The sequence below is a fragment of the Saccharothrix saharensis genome (assembly GCF_006716745.1).
Lineage (GTDB): Bacteria > Actinomycetota > Actinomycetes > Mycobacteriales > Pseudonocardiaceae > Actinosynnema > Actinosynnema saharense.
Genome location: NZ_VFPP01000001.1, coordinates 8,522,120 through 8,544,564, shown reverse-complemented (window position 1 = coordinate 8,544,564; position 22,445 = coordinate 8,522,120). Strand labels below are relative to the sequence as shown.

Here is a 22,445-nt window from a genome sequence, read left to right as displayed (position 1 = left end):
ACGCGGTGTCGGTGTACACACCGGCTTTTCGCGTTCCCATCGAGGACTTGGCCGACCCGCTCGGCCTGACCGACATCCAGGTCAGGCTCTTCCGCCGGTTCCACGGGCTCGACCAGGTCCGGTTCGCCCCGGACCGGACTCCCGCCGAGCTGTTGCGGGCCGCCGCCGAAGGACTCGACGAGCTGCGCGGCCGGGAGCACCGCGTCCGGTACGTCATCCACGGCCGGGCGATGCCGGTCGTCGTGCCGTACCCGCACAACCCGCTGCACGACGTCTGCCGCCGGCTGGGACTCGGTCACGCGCTGGCCTTCACCGTCACGCACCAGAGCTGCGCCAGCGGGCTGCTGGCGGTCGAGCTGGCCGGCCGGCTGCTCGCCGGCGACCCGGACGAGGACGCGCTGGCGTTGGTGCTCACGGGCGAGAAGGCGTTCACCCGGCACGCGCGGCTGCTGCCGGGCACGTCGCTCTTCGGCGAGGGCGCGTCCGCCTGCCTGGTGAGCGCCAACGGGCCGCGTGACCGGATGTTGTCCTTCGTGTGCGCGCAACGCGGCGAGTTCGACGGCGAGTTCGGCGACCGGGAGGACGAGTTCCAGCGCCAGTACCGCCCGTCGCTGGCCGAGGTGATCACCCGGGCGGTCACCGACGCCGGACTCGTCCTGGACGACATCCGGTTGGTCCTGCCGCACAACGTCAACGTCGTGACCTGGCAACGCCTGTGCTCGCTCATGGACTTCCCGGTGCGGCGCGTATTGCTGTCGAACGTGCCCGACAACGGTCACCTGTTCTGCACCGACGCGTTCGCCAACTACCGCACCGCCCGGGAGCTGGACCTGCTCCGCGAGGGCGACCACTACCTCGTCGCGACCGTCGGCGCCGGAGCCGGGGCGACGTTCTCCGCGATGGTGTTCCAGCACTGACACCCGTACCACCCAGGAGGCCGACATGACCGCACCCGACGCCCAGATCGACATCGCCCTGCGGGACCGCGTGGTCCAGGCCATGACGACCGTGCTCAAGCGACTGGTCGAACGCGAGGAGCCGATCACCGAGGACATGCACATGGCCGACGAGCTGGGCGTCAGCTCGTCGCTGGGGTTGGAGCTGCTGCTGGAGGTGGAGGAGCAGCTGGGCATCCAGATCGACGTGGAGCGGATGCGCCCGGACGAGCTGCTGACCGTCGGCGAGCTGGCCACGTTCATCGCCGGCCACAGCCGGCCCTGGTGATGCGCCTGGTCCGCGCCGGGCGCAGGGGTTTCACCGGTGACGCCGCGGTGCTCGCCGACGACGAGCACCGCGCACAGGTGACCGACTACTTCGCCGACCTGGTCCGTCCCTTCGGCGCCGGGCCCGTCACCGCGTTGTCCGGCCAGTCCTACGGTGAGATGGCGCGGGCGTTGGTGGCGGGGGTCGTGCCCGCGACCGAGCCGGTCGACCTGCTGGTGCTGGCGTTCTCCATCCACGACGTGTGGCCGGGCCGCGCGACCGCGACCTACCTCAGCCACGTCTGCCCGGGCACGCCGATGTCGTTCGCCATCTGCGACCAGGGCAGCGCCTCGCCGTTCACCGGCTTGCGCGTCATCGGCGACTACGGCGCGCGGCGGGCGCTGCTCGTCGTGGTCGAGCAGTCCTCGCTGCCCTACGAGTCGGCGGCCGCGACACCGGCGGCGCACCGGGGCGTGGCCATGCTCTACGAATCGGCGCGGGGCACCCGGGTGACCGAGGTCCGCCAGTACCCCGACGTGGCGCCGGAGGCGGTCCCGGAGGCGGCTCGCCTCGAGGTGGCCGAGCTGTCGGCCGGCCACCCCCGCGCACGACTCGTGCTCAGCGACTCCCTCGTCGGGGTGTGGCCGGACCGCCCCGACCACACCGCGGCACCGGCCGGGCAGCCCACGACGGGCGTGTGGTGGCAGTTGGCCGGTGCGCCCGAGGGCGCGGTGCTGGTGGGCGACTACGACCGGGAGCTGCGGTACCTCTGCTTCGCCGTGGTCGAGGTCGAGTAGTCCTCAGTGGACCGTGACCCGGGCGGTTCCCGTCCGGGTCTCCGCCGGCCCGTCACGGCACCGGCGACAACCGGGCGGGCGATGCGCCCGTGGGCACGTCCGGGTGGAACGCGGCCTCGATGGCCAGTTCCTCAACCAGGTGCAGCATCGCTTCGACCTGCTCGGCGGGGAACACGTCGGTGTCGCTGACCACCTGGAGGTAGAGGGTGTCCGAGTGGTCCTCGATGTTGACGAACAGCTGGTCGGTCCACCGGTACACGAACTTGTTCCACTTGAGGTACGTCTCGGGCAGCCGGGCCCTGATCTCGTCCTTGGTGAGCGGCGCGGCGTCCGCCACCGCGTCGGCCCGGGTCCTGGTGCTGAACCGCCGGTCGTTGATCCGGCACGTGATCCGGGCCGGGTAGCCGCGTTCGGCGTCCAGGCGCGCGGTCAGCTCCGCCAGCCGGTCGGGGTCGTAGTAGGAGTTCATCAGGGCCGCGGTCGTGGCCTGGCGCGCCTGCGCGACCACGTCGTCGACCGTGCCGTCGAGGTCGAGGGTGAGCACGGCGTTCTGGACCACCGAGCCGATGACGTCGGCCAGCCCGGGCCGGTACCGGTTGCCGGCGGCCACGTGCAGGGTCAGCGGGGAGACGCCGGTGGTCCGGGCGATCGCGGTGGCGATCACCGCGAGCAGCACCCGTCCGGTGTCGGTGCGGGTCCGCCGGGCGAGCTCGACCACGGCCAGGTAGGCGGCCCGCGACTGGAACCGCACGTTGCGGCACCGCCGTCCCGCTTCGTAGTCGGGTGCGTCCGGTCCGCCGAACGTCAGCGGTGGCAGGGAGCGGAGGTGGGTCTCCCAGTGGCGCATGGCCCGGTCGCTGACCCGTCGCAGCTCCGGCGTCGCCTCGCGGCGGGCGAGGTCGGCGAGCCGCACCGCGTCCGGGTCCACCCGGCGGCCGACCAGCTCGCCCAGCCCGAGGTCGGTCATGAGCAGCAACCCGCCCACGCCGTCCACGACCAGGTGGCCGAGGGTGAGCACCAGGTACACGGCTTCGCCGCGGTGCTGCATCACGCCCATGCGCAGCGGCCACGGCGTGTGCTCTTCCAGCGGGGCCGCCATCCACTTGAGCCACAGCTTGTTGCCGTGGTCGACGGCGTCGGTGCGGTCGACGTGGTCGGCGAAGGTCATGACCTCGAGGTCGATCTCCCCGGAGCCGTGCACCACCTGGCACGGGTTGCCCTCGTCGTCGGTGCCGATCCGCGTCCGCAGCGCGGTGTGCTTGCCCATCAGCCGACCCAGGCGTTCGGCGACGTCGGCGACGGTGAGGCGCTCCGGCAGGTGGTGCGCACCGCTGATGTTGTAGGTCCAGTCGCTGTTGCGCATGTCCTGGAGGATGCTCTTCTGGCCCCAGCTGAGCGGCGCGGTGCCCGCGCCGGGCCCGGAGAACGGCACGGTGACGCGGTCGTGGACGACCTGCTCAGCCATCGGCACTCCCGAAGATCACGCTCACGTTGTGGCCACCGAAGCCGAACGAGTTCGACATGACCGCGCCGACCGCGGCGGGCAGCGCCTCACCGCGGACGTGGTTGAGGTCGCAGGCCGGGTCGGGGTCGTCCAGGTTGTGGGTCGGTGGGAGCAGCCCCTTGCGCAGGGCGGCGATGCCGATCGCCGCTTCGACCACACCGGACGCGCCCAGCATGTGCCCGGTCACCCCCTTGGTCGAGCTGACCGGCGGCATGGCGTCGCCGAACACGCCCCGGATCGCCGACGCCTCGGCGGAGTCGCCCGCCTTCGTGCCGGTGCCGTGGGCGTTGAGGTAGTCGATGTCGCCTGTGGACAGTCCGGCATCCCGAAGTGCGATCCGCATGCTCTCCGCCGCGCTGGAACCGTCCGGCCGGGGCGTGGTGGGGTGGTGCGCGTCGCTCGTCGCACCCCAGCCGAGCACGCTCGCGTGCACCGCCGCGCCGCGCGCCCGCGCGAAGTCGGACCGCTCCAGCACGAGCACACCGGCGCCCTCACCGAGCACGAAACCGTTGCGGCGCCGGTCGAACGGGCGGCTCGCGCCGGCCGGGTCGGGCCAGCCGCGGGCCAGTGCCAGCGCGTTGCCGAAGGCGTCGGCGAACGTCGGGAACAGCGGCGCTTCGGTGCACCCGCACACCACCACGTCCGCTTCGCCCGACCGGAGGATGCGCATCGCCTCGCCGATGGACTGGCCGCCGGCGGCGCACGCCGTGCCGGAGGACGACGTGTACCCGCGGACGCCGAACTTGATCGCGACCCGCGCCGCCGCCATGTTGGGCAGCACGCCGGGCAGCAGGAACGGGCTGACGCCCAGCCGGCCGCGCCGGGACCGCTCCACCGCCTGGTCCGCCAGCGTCGCGAGCCCGCCGACGCCGGAGAGCACGACCGCGACGCGGTACGGGTCGACGTCCCGGCCGATCTCGATCCCGGCGTCGGCCAAGGCGTCGTCCGCGGCGCGCACGGCCATCACGATCGAGCGGTCGACGACCCGCGCTTCCTTCGGCGGCATAACGCTTTCCGGGTCGATGACCGGCCCGATCGCGGCCGCGTCGAGCACACCGTGCAGCGGGTGGCCCGCCGGCGGGCGCACGACCGCGGACCGGCCTGCGCACACCGCCTCGAAGACCTCCTCGACCGCGGTGCCGACCGGGCTGACCAGCCCGATCCCCGTCACGGCAACGCTTGCGCTCACGTCGCCGTGGCGGTCTGCGCGCGTCGGGCCACCTCGGCGCAGAACTCGCCGACCGTCATGGCCGCGAACCGCTCGGCCTCGTCCTCGTTGAACCGGACGCCGAAGTGGTCCTCCACCCGGAGCGAGAGCTCCGCCAGGGCGAGCGATTCGAGGTCGGCGCCTGCCGGGCCGAGCACCGTGTCGTCGTCCATGTCGGCGGTGCTGTACTTCATGACCGTCAACGAGTCGAAAAGGAACTGGCGGATCTCAGAATTCATGGCGGCACTTCCCCTCTCCGGGAGGTCAACGGGAATCTGCCCCACCGGGGTCGAGGCCGTCAAGCACGAGTCCGCACCCGAATACGGGCTATGGACCGCCGTCCGGAACAGCCGCAGAATGTGCGCCATGCCCTCGGCGATGCTCGATCTCGTGACGCACGGAGAGGCGCCGCCGCGGTCACCTGCCGTCCACCTCGTCGGCGGGCGGACGCTGTCCTACGGCGACCTGGCCGCGCTCGTCGGCGAAGCCGAGCGGTCACTGCGCCACGACACCAAGGCGTTGGTGCTGTGCGCGGGAGACCGCGACCCGGCCACGCTGTTGACCTACCTGGCCGCGCTGCGGCTCGGCCACACGGTCGCATTCCTGCCCGCCTCGTCCGAAATACTTTCGAAGTACCAACCGGAATTCGTGGTACCGGCACCCGGTGGAGGGTCGGACCTGACCGCGCTCGGCTACGAGCCCGGTGCGGACGTGGGAGGTTCGCACGTCTTCCGCAGGCGTTCGACGCGGCCCGCGGGCGACATCTTCCCGGACACGGCACTGCTGCTGTCGACTTCCGGAACGACGGGGAGCCCCAAAGCCGTGCGGCTGTCGTACGACGCGTTGGCCGACAACGCGGCCGCCATCGTCCGCGCCTTGGGCGTCACGGCCGCGGAACGCGCCCCGACCACGTTGCCGATTACCCATGCCTATGGCTTATCGGTCGTGAACAGCCACCTGAGCGCGGGCGCTAGCATCGTGCTGACCGACCGGTCACCGCTGTCCTTGGCGATGTGGGACCACGCGACCAGGGCGGGTGCCACCTCGTTCGCCGCCGTGCCGACGACCTACGCGGCGTTCGGCCCGGCACACCTGAACCTGCTGGAACGCACCGAGATCCGCACGATGACCCAGTCGGGCGCCCGTCTCGGCGACGAGCTGACGATGCGGCTGGTGCGGATGATGGAGCGGCGGCGGGGCCGGTTCTTCCCCATGTACGGCCAGACCGAGGCCACGTCGCGGATCACGTGCCTCGACCCGGCCGCCCTCCCGGACCGCCTCGGCTCGGTCGGGACGGCCGTGCCCGGTGGCGTCATCACCATCGCGCCCACCGAGGCGCACGACCGGGCCGCGCCCGGCGAGGGCGCCGTGCACTACCGCGGCCCGGGCGTGATGCTCGGCTACGCGAGCGGTCGCGACGACCTCGGCCGGGGACCCGAGGTCGACCTCCTCGACACGGGCGACCTGGGATACCTGCGGGACGGCTACCTCTACCTGACCGGGCGCACCAAGCGGATCGTCAAGGTGCTCGGCGTCCGCACCAGCCTGGACGACCTGGAGCGCGTGGTCGAGCGGTCCGGTCACCCGTCCGCCGTGGTCCGCGGCGAGGACGACGTGGTGTACCTGTTCGGCGCGGGCGACCCGGAGGTGCACGAGCAGCAGCGGCGGCGGTTGGCCGAGACCCTGGGGGTGCCGAGCCGGCACGTGGCGGTCCGCCACGTGGACCGCCTGCCCCAGACGCCGGGCGGCAAGGTCGACTACCGGGCGCTGGCGGCGGCCGTGGACACCCGGGAGGCGGGGTCGTGGAACTGACGCACTGGCGGTGGCTGTCCGACCGCGGGCCGGACCTCGTGCTGTGCCTGGACTTCCCCGGTGGTCGGGCCGCGGCGGGGTTCGCCGACCTGGCGTCCGGTGTTGCGGTGGACGCCTCCTTCCTGCACATCACCCAGCCGGGCGCGGGGCCGCTCGACGCGTGCGTCGACCGCTGGGTGGCGGACGTGGAGGCGACCGGCCGCCCGGTCCGCGCGGTGCTGGGGTACTGCGCCGGGTCGTCGCTGGCCACCTGTGTCGCCGACGCCGTCGCGAAGTCCGCCCCCGCACCGGTGACCCTGCTCTTCGACGCCGTGGCGACCACGGCCGGTTCGGTGGGCCACCAGTTCACGTCCACCATCGAGACCTCCGCGGACCACCTGACCACCGAGGAGCTGGACGACGCGCGTGCCCTGGCGGACGGCCTGGTCGAGGCGCACCCGGACGACCTGCCCCGGATCGCCGCGGCCCTGGTCGACCGGTACGACGCGCTGATGGGCGAGGTCGCCGCCCGGCTGTCGCTCAACCAGTTCTTCCGGCAGCAGCTCACCGGCGGGTTCACCGCCTACGTGGACTACATGCTGCTGGCCGCCCAGGGCCGGTTCGACACCCGCTCCGGGACGCCGTTGTTCCTGTCCTCGAAGGACCAGGAGCCGCCCGTGGACGACGCCCGGCGCCTCGACCTGGACTTCGACCACGCCGACCTGCTGCGCGAGTCCGCGGTGCACGACCTCGTCGCCGAACTGTTGAGAGGAGAGCGTCCATGGTGAGCGTGGCCGAGATAGCCGACGTCCTGTCCGCGCACCCCGGTGTGAGCCGGGCCGGCGTCGCCGTCGTGGCGCACGACGGCCGTGAGGTCACCGTCGCGGCCGTCGAGCTGACCGAGTACCTGAGCGGGCCGGTGCTGCGCAACCACGTGCGGCAGCAGCTCGGCGAGGACTGCGGGCTCAACGGCGTGCTCGTCGTGGACCGGCTCCCGGTGGTCGACGGCGCGGTGGACGCCGCGCAGGTGGCGGCGGCCGTCGCCGACGGCCGGTGCACCCTCTTCGAGGACCCGCGCGACGACGTCGAGCGGCGGGTGGCGGCGATCTGGTCGGCGCAGATGGACGTCCGGCCGGTCGGCGCGACCGACGACTTCCTGGAGCTGGGCGGCGACTCGCTGTCCGCGCTCGGCATCATCGCCGCGCTCGAAGCGGAGTTCGACCGGCCGCTGGACGTGTACGAGTTCATGAGCGCGTCCAGCGTCCGGCGACTGGCCGAGATGCTGCGGTAGCGATGACCCTCCCCGTGCACCGGCGGATCGCCGACATCGCCCGCGCCGAACCCGGCCGGACGGCCCTGATCGGGTTCGACGCCGACCTGGCCGAGCGGACCCTGTCGTGGGGTGAACTCGCCGGGTCGGTGCGGGACGCGGTGGACGCGCTGCGGGCGGCGCTCGACCCGGACGTGCCGTCGTGCGTCGTAGTGGAAGCGGCCAACACCCTGGCCGCGGCGACCGGCATCGCGGCGGCGCTCGCGGCCGAGGTGCCCGTCTTCCCGTTGCACCCGGCCACCCCCGCGGCCGAGCGGGACGTCCTGTTCGGACTGCTCGGCCGCCGGTACGGGCACGTGCACCTGATGGACGCCGGGAACCGGCCGGGGCCGGCGGTGGTGTCGGCCGCCGCGCCGTCGACCCGGGACGGCGTCGCGGCCTACCTGCTGGCGACCGGCGCGAGCACGGGCGTGCCGAAGATCTCCGCACGACCGGGGCCGTTGCGCTACGACCCCGCGCGGACGCCGTCGCTGGTGATCCGGCAGACCGGGTGGCGGACCGGCCAGCGGCAGCTCATCGTCGGTCCGCTGTACCACGCGGCGCCGTTCACCGCGTTCGTGGACGCGCTGCTGGACATGAACACCGTTGTGCTGCAACCGTTCTTCGCCGCGCAGTGGACCGTCGACCTGGTGCGGCGGTACCGCGTCGAGTGGGTGCAGCTGACGCCGACCCACATGCGCGAGATCCTGATGCTCGCCGAAGCAGACCCGGCGGCCTTCGACAGCCTGCGGGCGCTCCTGCACACCGCGGCCGCCTGCGACGCGGACACCAAGCGCGGGTGGATCGACCTGCTCGGCCCCGAGCGGGTCTTCGAGCTGTACGGCGCGACCGAGGGCATCGGCGTGACGCTGGCCCGCGGTGACGAGTGGCTGGCCCGGCCGGGCACGGTCGGGCGCGGTGTGCTGACCCAGCTCCGCGTCCTGGACGACGACGGCGCACCGGTCGCGCCGGGCGAGGCCGGCACCGTGTTCATGCGCACCCCCCAGCGGGTGGGCCGGTCCGACTACGTCAACGACCAGGTCGTCCGCACCACTCCGGACGGCTTCGCCACCGTGGGCGACCGCGGCAGGCTCGACCGCGACGGCTACCTCTACCTCGAACCCCGCGACCACGGCACGATCAACGTGGGCGGTGAGAAGGTCGACCCGAACGAGGTCGAGGCCGCGTTGCTGGCCCACCCCGCGGTGGTCGACGCCGTCGCGCTCGCCGTGCCGCACCGGACCCTCGGGTCGGTGGTCGGCGTGCAGGTGGTGCTGCGCCCCGAGGTGCACGTCCGCAAGGCCGACCTCGCCGCGCACTGCGGTCGGCGGCTGGCCGGCTACAAGATCCCGAAGCACTTCGCGTTCGTCGACCGACTCCCCCGCTCCGCGGCCGGGAAGATCCAGCGCTGGCGGCTCGCCGCCGATCACGAAGGTGGTGCACCCACACCATGAACCCGATCGTGGACGACGTGCTCGACAGCGGCTACCGGTACCCCCGCGACCCGGTGGAGCTGTGGCTGGCCCGGCAGTGGCAGGAGGTCATCGGGTTCGCCGTCGGCATCCGGGAGAACTTCTTCGAGCTGGGCGGCAACTCGCTCGACGCGGCCCGGGTCGTCAACGCCGTGTTCGAGGAGCTGGGTGTCCAACTGCCCCTGAACGTGGTGACCGAGCACCCCACCGTGGAGGGGCTCGCCGCCCTGCTGCGCGACCACAACGGACGGTTGTCCGGCCCGCTGGTGGAGGTCCAGCGCGGCGACGGGACCGCTCCCCCGCTGTTCCTGGTCCACCCGACCAACGGGCAGGTCGGCGCGTACGCCGGACTGGCGCAGGCGCTGGGCGAGGACTTCACCGTGTTCGGGCTCCAAGCGGCCGGGCTGTACTCCGACGTCGACCCGGTCGCCTCGGTGCCGGCCATGGCGCACACCTACGTCGAGGCCGTCCGCGCGGCCTGGCCGACCGGCCCCTACCTGCTCGGCGGCTGTGCGACCGGCGCGCCGATCGCGCACGAGATGGCCGTCCGGCTCACCGAGGGCGGCGCCGAGGTGCGGCTGCTGGCCCTGGTCGACGACGGTCTCCTCGACCTCGGACCGCGGCTCGACCAGCCACCCGGTGACCTGGTCGAGGTCCTGGACCGGTGGAAGGAGCTCGACCTCGTGCCGTCGGACGCGACCACCGAGTCGGTCAGGCGTTCGGTGCGGGTGTGGCAGGCGAACGAGGACGCCGTCCGCGACTGGGAACCCCGGCCGTACCCCGGGCCGGTCGACGTCTTCCCCGGCCCCTCGCCCGACCGGCCGGCGTTCGCGGACTGGCCGTCGGCGGTGACGCGCGAGCACACGCCCCCGGACGGGGACGTCGCCGGCGTGCTGCGCGGGTTGATCGGCTGACCGGGATGAGCACCTCGACCGACACCGGTCGGCGCAGGCGGCGCGTCCGGCTCACCCCCGTCGACGCCATCCAGGTCACCGCCACCGGGTCGCGTGCGGCCGAGGGGCCCGTGACCCTCGGCCAGCTCAACACCATGCAGTGGCTGGGGCCCGACGACGACCACATCGCCGCCGTCCTGCGCGTCGAACTGCCCGTGCCCGACGGGCGGTCCGTGGCCGACGTGGTCGAGACGGCCGCCGTGCTGGTGGCCAGGCACGAATCCCTGCGGACCACCTACGTCCGGGGCGAGGACCCCCGCCAGGTGGTCTCGGCGACCGGCGCGTTCACGCTCCACGTGTGCGCCCTCGGCGAGGGCCCGTGGGGTCCCCGCGACCGCACCGCCGTGGCGGTGCGGCTGCTCGCGTGGTTGCAGGAGCGGCGGGACACGGCGGCCACCACGCTGCGGATGGCGGTGGCCACCGACGAGCACGGCACGGTCATCGCGTGCGTCGCGGGCTTCTCGCACATGGCCGTCGACTTCGGCTCCATCGAGGTGCTCAAGCGCGAGTTCGCCGGGATGCTCGCGCACCCGGACCGCCGGCAGGTGGGCGAACCCCGCCACCAGCCGCTGGACCAGGCCGAGCTGGAGGCGACGCCCGCCGAGCGACGGCGGACCCGGGCGGCGAACGACTACGTCCGCGACCTGGCGCGGCGGCAACCCCGCTACGTGCTCGCGCTGCCGGGGACCAGCCCGTCCGGCGAGTCGCTGGCGGTGGAGCTGTCGTCACCGGCCGCCGCGATGGCGGTGCGGCAGGTGGCGGCCCGCACGCGGTCCAGTCGGTCCTCCGTCGTGCTGGCCGCGACGTGCGCGGTGCTGGCCCGGCGCACCGGTTACCGCGAACTGGTGTTCCCGTCGCTGTCGAGCAACCGCTTCGAGCGCCACCTCGTCGACTTCGTCGGTTCCCTGGCGCAGGGCAACCTCGTCGCCGTCGAGGTCGGCGACCGCGGCTTCGACGCGCTGGTCAAGCACACGTGGGCGGCCGTGCTGGAGGCGAGCAGGCACTCCCGGTACGACGGCGTCGAGCGCGGCGCGGCGGACGCGCGGACCCAGCACGAGCGGGGCATGCACTTCCTCTACGACCCGTTGTTCAACAGCCTCGTGCCCGAGTCGTGGTCCGGCGTCACCGCGGGCGTCAAGCACCGGCCGGAGGAGATCACCGCCGCGTTGCGCCAGACGGAACTCCGAGGACGCCCGGTGCCCCACAACGGGACGCCACTGCGGTTCGGCCTGACCGAGGTGGACGGTCGGGTCCGGCTCGACCTGTGGAGCTCGGACACCGGGCTGGTGCCCCGGGCCGAGATGGAGTCGTTGTTGCTGGCCGTCGAGCGCCTGTTGGTGGCCGCGGCGGCGGGTGACCTCGACGCCCAGGGCATCCGCGAGGCCACCGGCGTGGAAACCATCACCCGCACGTCCGACTGGGTGCTGGTCGACTCGTGCTGGGTCGACCTCGTCGAGCTGCAGCGGTTGCTGGACGAGGCACTGGCACCCGCGACGGCTCGCGCCTTCGGCTCGGTCGACGGCCGCGACCTGGTCGCTTACCTGACCGCGACCGACGCCGTGCGTACGCCCGAGCAGGCACACGCCCGGTGCCTGGCCGCGTTGCCCGGTTACCTCAACGTCCTCACCCCGCGCCACTACGTCCTGTGCCCCACCGCCCCGACCGACCCGACGGACCCCGCCGCGTGGCCGGCACCCCTCGCCACCGGCACCGGGCGCTGACCGCTACCCGGTGACCCGGCCGCCTCGCGTTCAGTCCTCGATCGCCTGGTAGACCGCGGGCCAGAGTTCCTGCCACACCGGCAACCTCTGGTCACCCGCGTGCCCCCGTTGCATGAAGAACAGGGCGGTCAGGTCCTGGGCGGGATCGTTGTACCAGGCGGTGCCGTAGAAGCCGGACCACCCGTAGCTGCCGGCCGACGGGCCGTGGTGGCTGGGGCGGGTCAGGACCGACATCCCGAAGCCCCAGCCCATCTCGTTGAAGAACCCCGGCCAGAACCCGGAGTTCTCCCGCTGCGCCGGCGTCAGCTGGTCGGTGGTCATCAGCGTGACCGCCGACCGGGAGAACACCCGCCGGCCGCGGTGGGTGCCGCCGGCCAGCAGGGCGGCGGCGAAGGCGAAGTAGTCCTGTGCGGTCGAGACGAGGCCGCCGCCACCGGATTCGAACACCGGCGGCCGGCTCCACCGCCCATCGGGGCCGTCGTCCACCACCCGCGCGCCGGTGGCGGGACTGTCGCGTTGGTACGCCGTCGCCAACCGGGCGATGTCCTCGCCGCTCACGCTGAAAGCGGTGTCCTTCATCCCGAGCGGCTCGCAGAGCCGTTCCCGGAAGGCGTCCCCGAAGGACATCCCGGTGGCGCGGGCGATGAGCACGCCGGTCACGTTGGAGGCGGTGTCGTACAGCCAGCGCTCACCCGGCTGGTGGGCGAGGGGCAGCGCGCCCAGCCCGCGCATCCACTCGTCCGGCGTCGAGTAGTCGAGTGCGTTCAGCGCGTCGATGAGCGGTACCTTCCCCGGCTTGGTCGGGATCACGCCGATGCCGCAGGTGTACGCCAGCAGGTCCCGCAGCGTGATCCGGCGTCGCGCCGGGACGGTGTCGTCCAGCGGACCGTGGAAGTCGGCGAGCACGGTCATGTCCGCCAGCTCCGGCAGGAGGTCGTCGACCGGGTCGTCGAGGCGCAGGGTCCGGTCGTCGACGAGGGTCATCGCGCACGCGGCGACGAGCGGCTTGGTCATCGAGGCCGTGCGGCAGATCGTGTCGGCCGCCATGGGCGTCCCCGCGCCCGTGCCCTCGAAGGCGAGGGTGCCCGACGCCACGACGTGCACCTCGCCGCGGCGGGCGAGGACGCCCACCGCACCGGGCGCGAAGCCGGACTCGACCTGGTGCGCCACCACGTCCCGCACGCGCGCCAGCCCTTTCGACGAGAAGCCGCCGGTGGCCATCCGCCTCCACCCCATCCCATCCGCCCGCACGTCGCCTGTCGCGCGACGACCGTAGCCGTCCGCGACGACACCGGGGAGGAGGCATCGTCCCGGCACTACGGCTTGTCGGCACGGTCGACCGCCCGCTCTTCGGTCCGACGCCGGCACTGGCACCCGGTCGACCCGGCACCGTCGCCGGAGTTGCGCAAGAAATCGTTGCGGATCCACGAAATCACCTGCTTGAAGGTGCTCGCGCCCCCGTGCTTGGATGCCCTGGGGCGCCTGGCCGGCCGGTTGCGATCAGCGTCCCTCCGGGATCACGAGAACCGCGGCGGTGCGCCTGCGGCCGATTCGACGAGCGGTCGGTCTCCGAACCGCACGACCGAAGGACTCGCGGGAGCGCCATGACGACCGGAACACCTCCCGCGGCGGGGTCCGCGACGTCCGGGTTGCACGCCACGTGGGCGAACTGGGTGGACGAGGCGGTGCGGCCGCGGGTGCGGATCGCGCGGCTGCTGCCGTCCGGCGGTGTCGGCCTCGTCGTGTTCCTGGCCGTGCTGCACTTCGTGCTCGGCCTGTTGCCGGTGGCCTTCGTGGTGGCGACGAGCACGCTGCTCGGTGAGGTGCCGGCCGCGGTCGGCGGCGGAGTCGGCAGCCCGGCCTGGGACCGGCTGACCTCGATCTTCCTGTTCGCCGCCGCCGCCTTCCTGCTCACCCAGATCCTCACGCCCGTGGGCAACGCCTTCGGGCAGCAGTTGCGGCGCCGGGTGGACAGCGCGCTGCGGGACGACGCGATGGCGTTGATGCTGCGCCCGGTCGGCATCGGTCCGCTGGAGGACCAGCGCACGCTGGACGAGCTGAACGAGGCCGTGCGCGCCTTCGAGCGCGACTGGGGCACGCCGGGGCAGGCGTGCTTCGGCCTGGTGGCGCTGATCGCCCGCTACACCCGCCTGGCGGCCCTGGTCGTGGCCATCGGGCCGGCGATCGGCTGGCTCTCCGGGCTCGGGGTCGGCGCGGCGGTGCTGGCGTTCCGCTACGGCCAGCGCGGCGGGCTGCGCAAGTACTCGCGGGTCGGCCGCGACCTCATCGGCCGGATGCGCGAGATCGGTTACCTGCACGAGCTCACGATGACCGACGTGGCGGCGAAGGAGATCCGGGTGTTCGGCCTCACCGGCTGGCTCGCGGATCGCTACGCGGCCGTGTGGGAGGCCGTGCGCAACACCTTCGAACGGGCGCGCCGCCGCGTCTACCTGAAGCCGTACCTGGTGCTGACGGCACTGGGCCTGCTGCTGGCGGGTGGCGCGATGGTGCACGCCGCCCAGCTCGCCGCGACCGGGCGGGTGAGCCTGACCGCGTTGGCGCTCGGGGTGCAGGCGGTCGTGCTGGCGATCTCGCTGGGCGGCTACTACCCCGAGTCGGACACCAGCACCCAGTACGCGATGCAGTCGTTGACGGCCCTGCAACTCCTGCGCGACCGGCTGGACGAGCTGGACGCGGGTCAGCCACCGCGGGGTCGGGCCGAGGTTCCCCCGGGCACGCCGGCCGCGTCGCTCACGTTCGACCGCGTCGGCTTCCACTACCCCGGTTCGGACCGCGCCGTCCTCGACGGCATCGACCTGGAGCTGCCCGCCGGGCGGTGCACGGCCGTGGTCGGCGTCAACGGGGCGGGCAAGACCACGCTCGTGAAGCTGCTCGCGCGGCTGTACGAGCCGACGGCGGGTGCGGTGCGCGCGGACGGCGTGGACATCGCGGAGTTCGACCCGGTGCTCTGGCGGCGCCAGGTCGGCGTGATCTTCCAGGACTTCGTGCGCTACGAGCTGACGGCGGTGGAGAACATCGCGCTGGGCGCGGCGCACGTGCCGGTGGACCGCGCGGTGGTGCTGCGCGCGGCGGAGCGCGCCGGGATCGCCGAGGCGCTGCTCGCGTTGCCCGACGGCCTGGACACGCCGCTCTCGCGGGCTTATCCGGGCGGGACGGACCTGTCCGGTGGGCAGTGGCAGCGGATCGCCATCGCCCGGGCGCTCTACGCGCTGGAGGCGGGCGCCCGGGTCCTCGTGCTGGACGAGCCCACGGCGGCGCTGGACGTCCGCGCCGAGGTGGCGTTCTTCGACCGGTTCGTGGAGCTGACGCGCGGCGTGACGTCGTTGCTGATCTCGCACCGGTTCTCCAGCGTCCGGCGGGCCGACCACATCGTGGTGGTGGACGGCGGGCACGTGGTGGAACGGGGTTCGCACGACGAGCTGATGGCGGCGGGCGGCCACTACGCGCGCCTGTTCACCTTGCAGGCGAAGCGATTCGCCCACGGGCTGGGTGTCGAGGACGGTGGTGTCGAGGACGGCGGCGTACTGGACGGCGCGGACGTGGTGGCGGAGGGGGTCAGCCGGTGATCGAGGTCGTCCGCGGTGGCTGGGAGCTGCTCCTCATCGCCTGGCAGGAGAGCCGCTACCGCCTGGTGCTCGCGGTCGTGCTCATGATCGCCCAGGCGTCGGCGATGCCGCTGGCCGCGCCCGCCCTGGCCGCGCTCACCGACTCGGCGCTGGCGGGCGACGTCCGGGGCGCGACCGTGGCGGCGGTGCTGGTCGTGGTCGCGGTGATCGCCGCGCTGACGGCCGGGCACTTCGCGCACATCTTCTACTTCGAGCTGGGCGACCGCGCCGTGCCGCGCCTGGAGCGCGAGCTGATCGAGATGACCAACGGCTCGGCCGGGCTGGAGCACCACGAGCGGCCCGAGTACGCCGACAAGATCCAGGTGCTGCGGCAGGAGCTGCACCGGGCCGGGTGGGGCTCGATGGAAGGCCTGCTGAACAGCCTCGGCCTGCTGGTGGCGATCTCGATCACCGCGGTCCTGCTGGCCCGGCTCAACCCGCTGCTGTTGCTGCTGCCGCTGGCCGCCGTGCCGCCGCTGCTGCTCGGCCGGCGCGCCGAGTCGATCGTCAACGCCGCGCGGGAGCGTTCGGCACCGCCGTCCCGGCACGCCAAGCACCTCTTCGGGCTCGTGGCGAACGCGGCGTCGGCCAAGGAGCTGCGGGTCGGCGGGCTGGAGTCGGAGCTGCGCGCGCGCCAGCGCCGCGCTTGGGACGACGCGTCGGACCTGCTGTGGCGCGGTGAGCGCCGGGCCGTGGTGCTGCGCACCGGCGGTGAGCTCTTCTTCGCCGTGGCCTACGTGCTGGGCACGCTGCTGGTGCTGCGCGACGCGGTGGCCGGGCAGCGCGGCGTGGGCGACGTCCTGCTCGTGCTGACCCTGGCGTCCCAGGTGAACCAGCAGGTGACCTCGTCGGTGGCCACGTTGCAGGAGATGCAGCGCACCGGGCGGGTCATGGGCAACCTGCGGTGGGTCCGCGCGCTGGTGGCGGACCAGGCGCCGCCACCGCCCGACCGGGACGTGCCCGGGCGCGTCCGGGACGGCATCGAGCTGCGTGGCGTGTCCTTCACCTACCCGGGCACCGACCGGCCGGTCATCGCCGACGTCGACCTCACCCTGCCCGCGGGCGGCACGGTCGCGTTCGTCGGCGAGAACGGCGCCGGGAAGACCACCCTGATCAAGCTGCTGTGCCGGTTCTACCCGGTCACCACCGGCACGGTCGCGCTGGACGGCACGGACTTCACCCGCTTCCCCGTGGACGGGTGGCGCGCCCGCATCGCGACCGGGTTCCAGGACTTCGCCCGGTTCGAGCTGCTGGCCCGCGAGAACGTCGGTGTCGGCGAGCTGGCCGAGATCGACTCGACCGACGCCGTGCACGACGCCCTGCGCCGCGCCCGCGCCGAGGACGTCCTGGAACGCCTCGAGGACGGTGTCGAGACCCGGCTCGGCAAGACCTACGCCGACGGCGTGGAGCTGTCCGGCGGCCAGTGGCAGAAGCTCGCGCTGGGCCGGGCCATGATGCGCCGCGAGCCGTTGCTGCTCGTCCTGGACGAGCCGACCTCGGCGCTCGACGCGCAGGCCGAGCACCGGTTGTTCGAGCGGTACGCGGCCGGCGCGCGCGAGGTCGGGCGGCGGACCGGTGCCATCACCCTGCTCGTCTCGCACCGGTTCTCCACCGTGCGCATGGCCGACCTCATCGTGGTGGTGGCCGACGGACGCGTGCGGGAGCACGGTTCGCACGACGAGCTCATGGCCGCGAACGGCCTGTACGCCGAGCTGTACTCGATGCAGGCGGCGGCTTATGCGTGAGGTGTGGTCGACGGCCGACGTCGAGCGGTTGGCCGCCGAGCGGTCGGCGCCGGACGTGTGGGACTACATCGCGGGCGGCAGCGGTGAGGAGGTCACGCTCGCCGCGAACCGGGCCGCGTTGGACCGGGTCGCGGTCGTGCCGCGGGCGCTGGTCGACGTCTCCACCTGCGACCCGGGCTGCGAGCTGTTCGGTGCCTGGTCCACGCTGCCGCTGGCCGTGGCCCCGATGGCCTACCAGCGGCTGATCCACGAGGGTGGCGAGCGCGCGGCGGCCGCTGCCGCGGCGGCGGCCGGTGTGCCGTACGTCGTGAGCACGCTCAGCTCCGACCCGATCGAGGACGTGGCCGCGGCGGGCGGCACGACGTGGTTCCAGCTGTACTGGCTGCGCGACCGCGAGGTGGTGGTGAAGCTGCTGCGCCGCGCCGAGGAGGCGGGGTGCCGCGCGGTGGTGCTGACGGTCGACGTGCCGGTGCTCGGGCGGCGGCTGCGGGACCTGCGCAACGGGTTCGCGCTGCCGTCGTGGGTCAAACCGGTGAACACCGACGGCGAGGTCGGCGAACGGGTGCCCGGCGACTCGGCGATCGCCCGGCACACCAGCGCGGTGTTCGACCCGTCGTTGAGCTGGCGTGACCTGGAGTGGATCCGGGCGCGCACGAGCCTGCCGCTGGTGCTCAAGGGGGTGCTGGACGCGCGGGACGCGGCCCGGGCCGTGGATCTCGGCGTGCGGGGCGTGGTGGTGTCCAACCACGGCGGCCGGCAGTTGGACGGCGCGGTGCCGAGCGCGGTCGCGCTGCCGGAGGTCGTCGCCGCGGTGGCCGGGCGGTGCCCGGTGCTGCTGGACAGCGGTGTCCGCAGCGGAGTGGACGTCCTGCGGGCCTTGGCGTTGGGTGCCTCGGCGGTGCTGGTCGGCCGGCCCGTGCTGTGGGGTCTCGCCGCGGGCGGCGAGCGGGGTGTGACCGCGGTGCTGGACGTCCTGCGCGCCGAGTTCGAGACCGCGCTCCGCCTGGCGGGCTGCCCGGACGTGGCCTCGGCCCGCCACCTGACCGTCGCACGAGGGTCCTGCGTCCACGGCGCGTGAGTCCTGCGTTCAGCGCACCTGGATTCAACGCTCAGACACCACATCCGCGACCTATACGATGCGCCGGTGGAGATCGACGACTGGTGGGCCGTGGTCGAACGGGCCCGCACCGCGGTGGGCGACCGCGCCGGGGACCGCAACCACGCGGACGACCCGCTGCCCGACGCGCTGACCGACGAACTCGCACGGCTCCGCCCGGCCGACATCGTCGACTGGGAGATCACCTTCATCCGGGTCACGGACTCGGCGTACCGCCAACCGCTGTGGCTCGCGGCGTACCTGATCGAGGGCGGCTGCGGTGACGACGGGTTCATGGACTTCCGCGACGGGCTCATCCTCCAGGGCCGGGACGTGTTCACCCGCGCGGTCGACGACCCGGACACGCTCGCCGACGTGCCCGTGGTCCGCGCGATGGCCGGTGAGGACGGCGACGGCCGGCTGGGCTTCCAGGCGATCGGCGCGTGCGTCGAAGAGGCCTACGGACGCGTGTGCGGCGAGACGGACTCGTTCCACGAGGCGGTCGACAAGGCGCTCGCCGCCCTGACGCGCCCGGACGAGCCGGCGGGACCGACCTGGCACTGGTCCGACGACGACGCGTTCCGCGAGCACCTGCCCCGGCTGTCCGCGCTGTTCCCGCCGTGAACCTCAGCCCCGCGCGGGTCGTGCTCGACCGGCCCAAGACCGGCCGCCTCGGTTGCAGCCCGTGAGGTGGGGTGACGTCGACAGGATGAGCCCTCGGCCCGGTCGGGTGGATCGGTCGCGGCGCGGCGGATCGGGGTCGTCGGTCCGGTACTCCTGTGCCATGTCCGGGTAAGCGACGCGGGAGGCACGGCATGGCGATCATCAAGAAGCCCTTCGACTCCTACTCGATCGTGCACTCCAGCAACAACTCCCAGTACGAGGCCGACATCGCGTGCTTCGTCACCGGCACCACCGACATGATCGGGCGGATCATCTTCTTCGCGGATGACGGACCCGTGCCGCCGAACGTGCCGTTGTCGTACGGCCCGGAGATCCACTTCCCGCTCGGCAGGTTCGGCGAAGTGGTCGACACCCTGCGCCGGGAGAAGCCGCTCTACCTGTGGTTGGACACGGACTCCCTGGTCAGCGCGGTCGGCACCGCCGACAAGGAACCGGCGGGGGAAGAAGAGGGCTGAGGCCCCGCCCCGCGCACCGCTCTGAGCTGCGCGAACCCCCTGATTTGAACGTACGTTACAGAACTGCTACCGTCGATGTCATGGTCCGACCGAAGGCGTTCGACCCCGACTCGGTCCTCGACCACGCCATGAAGACGTTCTGGTCGAAGGGCTTCATGGCGACCACCGTGCAGGACCTGGTGGAGTCGACGGGCCTCGGGCGGGGCAGTCTGTACAACGCCTTCACCAGCAAGGAGCACCTGTTCCGCGACGCGCTGCGCCGTTACGACTCCGTGTGGACGGCGCGGCAGGAGCAGGTGCTCGCCGGGCCCGGCAGCCTGCGTGACCGGGTCTCCGCGTTGCTGATGACCGTCGTCGACGAGGAGACCACCCAGGGCCCGCCCCGCGGGTGCCTCGCCGTGAACGCGGCGCTGGAGCTCGCCGACCAGGACCCCGCGGTGCGCGAACTGGTCCGCGAGGTGTTCGTGCGCATGGAGAACGCGCTGCACGAGGCGATCCGCGTCGCCCAGGCCACCGGTGAGGTGACCGCCGACGACGACGCGCGCGCTCTGGCCCTGTACGTCCTGAACTCGATGTACGGCCTGCGCGTACTGGGGAAGACCGCCTCCCGCGAGTCCCTCGTGGGGGTCGTAGAGATGGTCCTGCGCGCTTTGTAGGGCGCACGGCGCGACCATCACCGATTCCGACGGGAGATGGAATGCCGCTCGCTGTGTACGTTCTCGGACTCAGCGTGTTCTGCATCGGCACGAGCGAGTTCATGGTCTCCGGCCTGCTGCCCGAACTGGCCTCGGACCTCGCGGTGTCCATTCCGGACGCCGGGCTGCTGATCTCGGGGTACGCGCTCGGGGTGGTCGTCGGCGGCCCGGTCCTCACCCTCGCCACGCTCCGGGTGCCGCGCAAGACCGCGCTGGCGGGGCTGCTCGGCCTGTTCATCGTCGGGCAGACCATCGGCGCGCTCGCCTCCGGCTACGCGGTGCTCATGACCGGCCGCGTCGTCGCCGCGCTGGCGCAGGGCGCGTTCTTCGGCGTCGGCTCGGTCGTGGCCGTCGAACTGGCCGGGCCGCGACGACGCGGGCGGGCGCTCGCGATCATGTTCAGCGGGCTCACGGTGGCCACGGTCCTGGGCGTGCCCGCGGGGACGGTGCTCGGCCAGTACGGCGGGTGGCGCACGAGCTTCTGGGTGGTCGACGCCCTGGCCGTGCTGGCGCTGCTCGGCGTGCTGTTCCTCGTGCCGCGCCTGCCGCCGCCCCGGCACGTCGGCGTGCGGGCCGAGTTCGGCGCGTTCCGCCGGCCGCGGGTGTGGGTGGCGCTGGCCACCAGCATGCTCACCCAGGCCGCCGTGTTCTGCTGCTTCAGCTACCTGGCGCCGCTGGTCACCGACGTCTCGGGCTTCCCGCAGGGCGCGGTGTCGCCGTTGCTGATGCTGTTCGGCGTCGGCTGCTTCGCGGGCAACCTGATCGGTGGCCGCTTCGCCGACCGCCACTTGCAGGCGACCCTGTACGCGGGGACGACCGCGATGGCGGTGGTGCTGGCGCTGCTGTCGGTGCTCGCCCACGACAAGTGGGCCACCGCGGTGGCCGTGGCGGCGTTCGGCGTCGCGGCGTTCTCGATCAACCCGGCGTTGCAGGCGCAGGTGATGCGCGAGGCCGGTGGCGCGCCGACGCTGGCCACCACGACCAACACCTCGGCGTTCAACGTCGGCAACACCCTCGGGCCGTGGCTCGGCGGCCTGGCGATCAGCGCGGGCCTCGGGTTCACCGCACCCGCCTGGCTCGGCGCGGTGCTCGCGGTCGCGGGACTCGGCGCGGCGCTGGTCGCCGGAGCGCTGCGCCGCGGCGAATCCGTCGAATCCGACAAATCCGACGAGATGTCGACTGCCATTCGCGGTTGACGACCGCCGCGAACGGGAAAGCAGGAAGCAGCGACACCCATCCCACGATAAGGAGACAACTTTCCATGAGCACGTCCGAAGCACCCGTCGTCGCTGTCCTGGGTACCGGGACAATCGGTTTCCCGGTGGCCCGGAATCTGGCCGAGAAGGGCTTTTCCGTTCGCGCGTGGAATCGTACCGCGAGCAAAGCTCAGGAATTGGCCGGACACGGCGTCGAGGTGGCCGACTCACCAGCCGAAGCGGTTCGGGAAGCCGATGTGGTGGTCACCGTCCTCAAGGACGGTCCGGTGGTGTCCGACACCATCAAGGCCGCCGAGCCGGGGCTGCGCGAGGGCGTCGTGTGGGTTCAGCTGAGCACGGTGGGCGAGGACGTCGGCAGCCTCGCCGCGTTCGCCGCCGACCGGGGCCTGGTGTTCGTGGACGCGCCCGTCCAGGGCACCCGCCAGCCTGCCGAGAACGGTCAGCTCGTCGTGATGGCCGCGGGTCCGCGGGACGTGCGGCCGAAGGTGCAGCCGCTGTTCGACGCCATCGGCAAGCGCACCCTCTGGGTCGGCGAGGACGGCGCGTCCGGGGCCGCGAGCAGGCTCAAGCTGGTGCTCAACACGTGGGTCATCGCCCTGACGCACGGCGTGGGCGAGTCGCTGGCGCTGGCCAAGGGCCTCGGGGTGGACCCCGCGCACTTCGTCGACGTGGTCACCGGCGGCCCGATGGACAACGGCTACTTCCAGCTCAAGTCCGCGGCCGTGCTGACCGAGGACTTCACCCCCAGCTTCACCGTCGACAACGCGGAGAAGGACGCCCGGCTGGTCCTCGACGCCGCCGAGCGCGCGGGCGTGCGGATGGACTCGACCGCCGCCGGCCACGCCCGGTTCGCGCGCGCCTCCGCCCGGGGCCACGGCGGCCAGGACATGGCCGCGGGCTATTTCGCCAGTTTCACCGACTGAGCACACCTTTCCCGATTCACCTCGGCACGCGGCCGGGCAGGTGCTTC

The 22,445-nt window shown here is 72.9% G+C and carries 21 protein-coding genes; 17 read left to right on the top strand and 4 right to left on the bottom strand.

Features of this window, described 5'->3' with window-relative positions; genetic code table 11:
* The first annotated feature begins 47 nt into the window (after nucleotides 1-47).
* From FHX81_RS38700 to FHX81_RS38690, 3 genes are read left to right on the top strand one after another with little or no spacing between them, the layout of a single operon-like run.
* Complete coding sequence (locus tag FHX81_RS38700; RefSeq protein WP_246108182.1) at nucleotides 48-917, top strand: 3-oxoacyl-[acyl-carrier-protein] synthase III C-terminal domain-containing protein; 870 nt, start codon at nucleotides 48-50, stop codon at nucleotides 915-917.
* 25 nt (nucleotides 918-942) lie between these two features.
* A complete protein-coding gene (locus FHX81_RS38695) occupies nucleotides 943-1,224 on the top strand; it encodes a phosphopantetheine-binding protein (RefSeq protein WP_141983393.1) in 282 nt (93 codons plus the stop codon).
* A complete protein-coding gene (locus FHX81_RS38690; RefSeq protein WP_141983392.1) occupies nucleotides 1,221-2,000 on the top strand; it encodes a 2-hydroxy-acid oxidase in 780 nt (259 codons plus the stop codon). Before FHX81_RS38695 ends, FHX81_RS38690 begins: the two co-directional genes overlap by 4 nt.
* A gap of 52 nt (nucleotides 2,001-2,052) precedes the next feature.
* Here FHX81_RS38690 and FHX81_RS38685 read toward each other — a convergent pair whose 3' ends face one another.
* From FHX81_RS38685 to FHX81_RS38675, 3 genes are read right to left on the bottom strand one after another with little or no spacing between them, the layout of a single operon-like run.
* Nucleotides 2,053-3,465, bottom strand: coding sequence for a condensation domain-containing protein (locus FHX81_RS38685; protein ID WP_141983391.1), 1,413 nt, complete (start codon nucleotides 3,463-3,465; stop codon nucleotides 2,053-2,055).
* Nucleotides 3,458-4,693, bottom strand: a complete 1,236-nt coding sequence (locus tag FHX81_RS38680) for a beta-ketoacyl-[acyl-carrier-protein] synthase family protein (RefSeq protein ID WP_141983390.1) — start codon at nucleotides 4,691-4,693, stop codon at nucleotides 3,458-3,460. The genes FHX81_RS38685 and FHX81_RS38680 overlap by 8 nt, the downstream gene beginning before the upstream one ends.
* On the bottom strand, nucleotides 4,690-4,950 hold the full coding sequence (locus FHX81_RS38675) for an acyl carrier protein (protein WP_141983389.1): 261 nt from the start codon (nucleotides 4,948-4,950) through the stop codon (nucleotides 4,690-4,692). Before FHX81_RS38675 ends, FHX81_RS38680 begins: the two co-directional genes overlap by 4 nt.
* Nucleotides 4,951-5,101: 151 nt before the next feature.
* On the opposite strand from FHX81_RS38675, the gene FHX81_RS38670 reads away from it, so the two are divergent.
* The 6 genes from FHX81_RS38670 to FHX81_RS38645 are packed head-to-tail and all read left to right on the top strand — an operon-like array spanning nucleotide 5,102 to nucleotide 11,957.
* On the top strand, nucleotides 5,102-6,523 hold the full coding sequence (locus FHX81_RS38670; protein WP_141983388.1) for an AMP-binding protein: 1,422 nt from the start codon (nucleotides 5,102-5,104) through the stop codon (nucleotides 6,521-6,523).
* Complete coding sequence (locus FHX81_RS38665; RefSeq protein WP_141983387.1) at nucleotides 6,514-7,290, top strand: hypothetical protein; 777 nt, start codon at nucleotides 6,514-6,516, stop codon at nucleotides 7,288-7,290. The genes FHX81_RS38670 and FHX81_RS38665 overlap by 10 nt, the downstream gene beginning before the upstream one ends.
* Nucleotides 7,284-7,793 carry a phosphopantetheine-binding protein gene (locus tag FHX81_RS38660; RefSeq protein ID WP_141983386.1) on the top strand — a complete coding sequence of 170 codons (510 nt, stop codon included), beginning with the start codon at nucleotides 7,284-7,286 and terminating at the stop codon, nucleotides 7,791-7,793. Before FHX81_RS38665 ends, FHX81_RS38660 begins: the two co-directional genes overlap by 7 nt.
* Before the next feature lie 2 nt (nucleotides 7,794-7,795).
* Nucleotides 7,796-9,265, top strand: a complete 1,470-nt coding sequence (locus FHX81_RS38655) for an AMP-binding protein (RefSeq protein WP_141983385.1) — start codon at nucleotides 7,796-7,798, stop codon at nucleotides 9,263-9,265.
* Nucleotides 9,262-10,197: a thioesterase domain-containing protein gene (locus FHX81_RS38650; protein WP_141983384.1), complete on the top strand. Its 936-nt coding sequence runs from the start codon at nucleotides 9,262-9,264 to the stop codon at nucleotides 10,195-10,197. The genes FHX81_RS38655 and FHX81_RS38650 overlap by 4 nt, the downstream gene beginning before the upstream one ends.
* A 5-nt stretch (nucleotides 10,198-10,202) precedes the next feature.
* Nucleotides 10,203-11,957, top strand: a complete 1,755-nt coding sequence (locus tag FHX81_RS38645) for a condensation domain-containing protein (RefSeq protein WP_141983383.1) — start codon at nucleotides 10,203-10,205, stop codon at nucleotides 11,955-11,957.
* A 30-nt stretch (nucleotides 11,958-11,987) separates the two neighbouring features.
* Here FHX81_RS38645 and FHX81_RS38640 read toward each other — a convergent pair whose 3' ends face one another.
* The gene (locus FHX81_RS38640; RefSeq protein WP_141983382.1) at nucleotides 11,988-13,178 is read right to left on the bottom strand and encodes a serine hydrolase domain-containing protein; all 1,191 of its coding nucleotides are present in this window, start codon (nucleotides 13,176-13,178) and stop codon (nucleotides 11,988-11,990) included.
* A gap of 383 nt (nucleotides 13,179-13,561) precedes the next feature.
* Here FHX81_RS38640 and FHX81_RS38635 point away from each other — a divergent pair, with 383 nt between their 5' ends.
* The 8 genes from FHX81_RS38635 (at nucleotide 13,562) to FHX81_RS38600 (ending at nucleotide 22,398) form a co-directional block, all read left to right on the top strand.
* Nucleotides 13,562-15,544, top strand: a complete 1,983-nt coding sequence (locus FHX81_RS38635) for an ABC transporter ATP-binding protein (protein WP_141983381.1) — start codon at nucleotides 13,562-13,564, stop codon at nucleotides 15,542-15,544.
* Nucleotides 15,541-17,328, top strand: coding sequence for an ABC transporter ATP-binding protein (locus FHX81_RS38630; protein ID WP_141983380.1), 1,788 nt, complete (start codon nucleotides 15,541-15,543; stop codon nucleotides 17,326-17,328). The genes FHX81_RS38635 and FHX81_RS38630 overlap by 4 nt, the downstream gene beginning before the upstream one ends.
* Complete coding sequence (locus tag FHX81_RS38625; protein WP_141983379.1) at nucleotides 17,321-18,406, top strand: alpha-hydroxy acid oxidase; 1,086 nt, start codon at nucleotides 17,321-17,323, stop codon at nucleotides 18,404-18,406. The genes FHX81_RS38630 and FHX81_RS38625 overlap by 8 nt, the downstream gene beginning before the upstream one ends.
* A gap of 66 nt (nucleotides 18,407-18,472) precedes the next feature.
* Complete coding sequence (locus FHX81_RS38620) at nucleotides 18,473-19,048, top strand: DUF4240 domain-containing protein (protein ID WP_141983378.1); 576 nt, start codon at nucleotides 18,473-18,475, stop codon at nucleotides 19,046-19,048.
* Between the two features lie 191 nt (nucleotides 19,049-19,239).
* On the top strand, nucleotides 19,240-19,563 hold the full coding sequence (locus FHX81_RS38615; protein ID WP_141983377.1) for a hypothetical protein: 324 nt from the start codon (nucleotides 19,240-19,242) through the stop codon (nucleotides 19,561-19,563).
* A gap of 80 nt (nucleotides 19,564-19,643) precedes the next feature.
* A complete protein-coding gene (locus tag FHX81_RS38610) occupies nucleotides 19,644-20,219 on the top strand; it encodes a TetR/AcrR family transcriptional regulator (RefSeq protein ID WP_141983376.1) in 576 nt (191 codons plus the stop codon).
* Between the two features lie 41 nt (nucleotides 20,220-20,260).
* Nucleotides 20,261-21,454, top strand: coding sequence for a Cmx/CmrA family chloramphenicol efflux MFS transporter (locus tag FHX81_RS38605; RefSeq protein WP_141983375.1), 1,194 nt, complete (start codon nucleotides 20,261-20,263; stop codon nucleotides 21,452-21,454).
* A gap of 65 nt (nucleotides 21,455-21,519) precedes the next feature.
* Nucleotides 21,520-22,398, top strand: a complete 879-nt coding sequence (locus FHX81_RS38600) for an NAD(P)-dependent oxidoreductase (RefSeq protein ID WP_141983374.1) — start codon at nucleotides 21,520-21,522, stop codon at nucleotides 22,396-22,398.
* The last annotated feature ends 47 nt before the right edge of the window (nucleotides 22,399-22,445 follow it).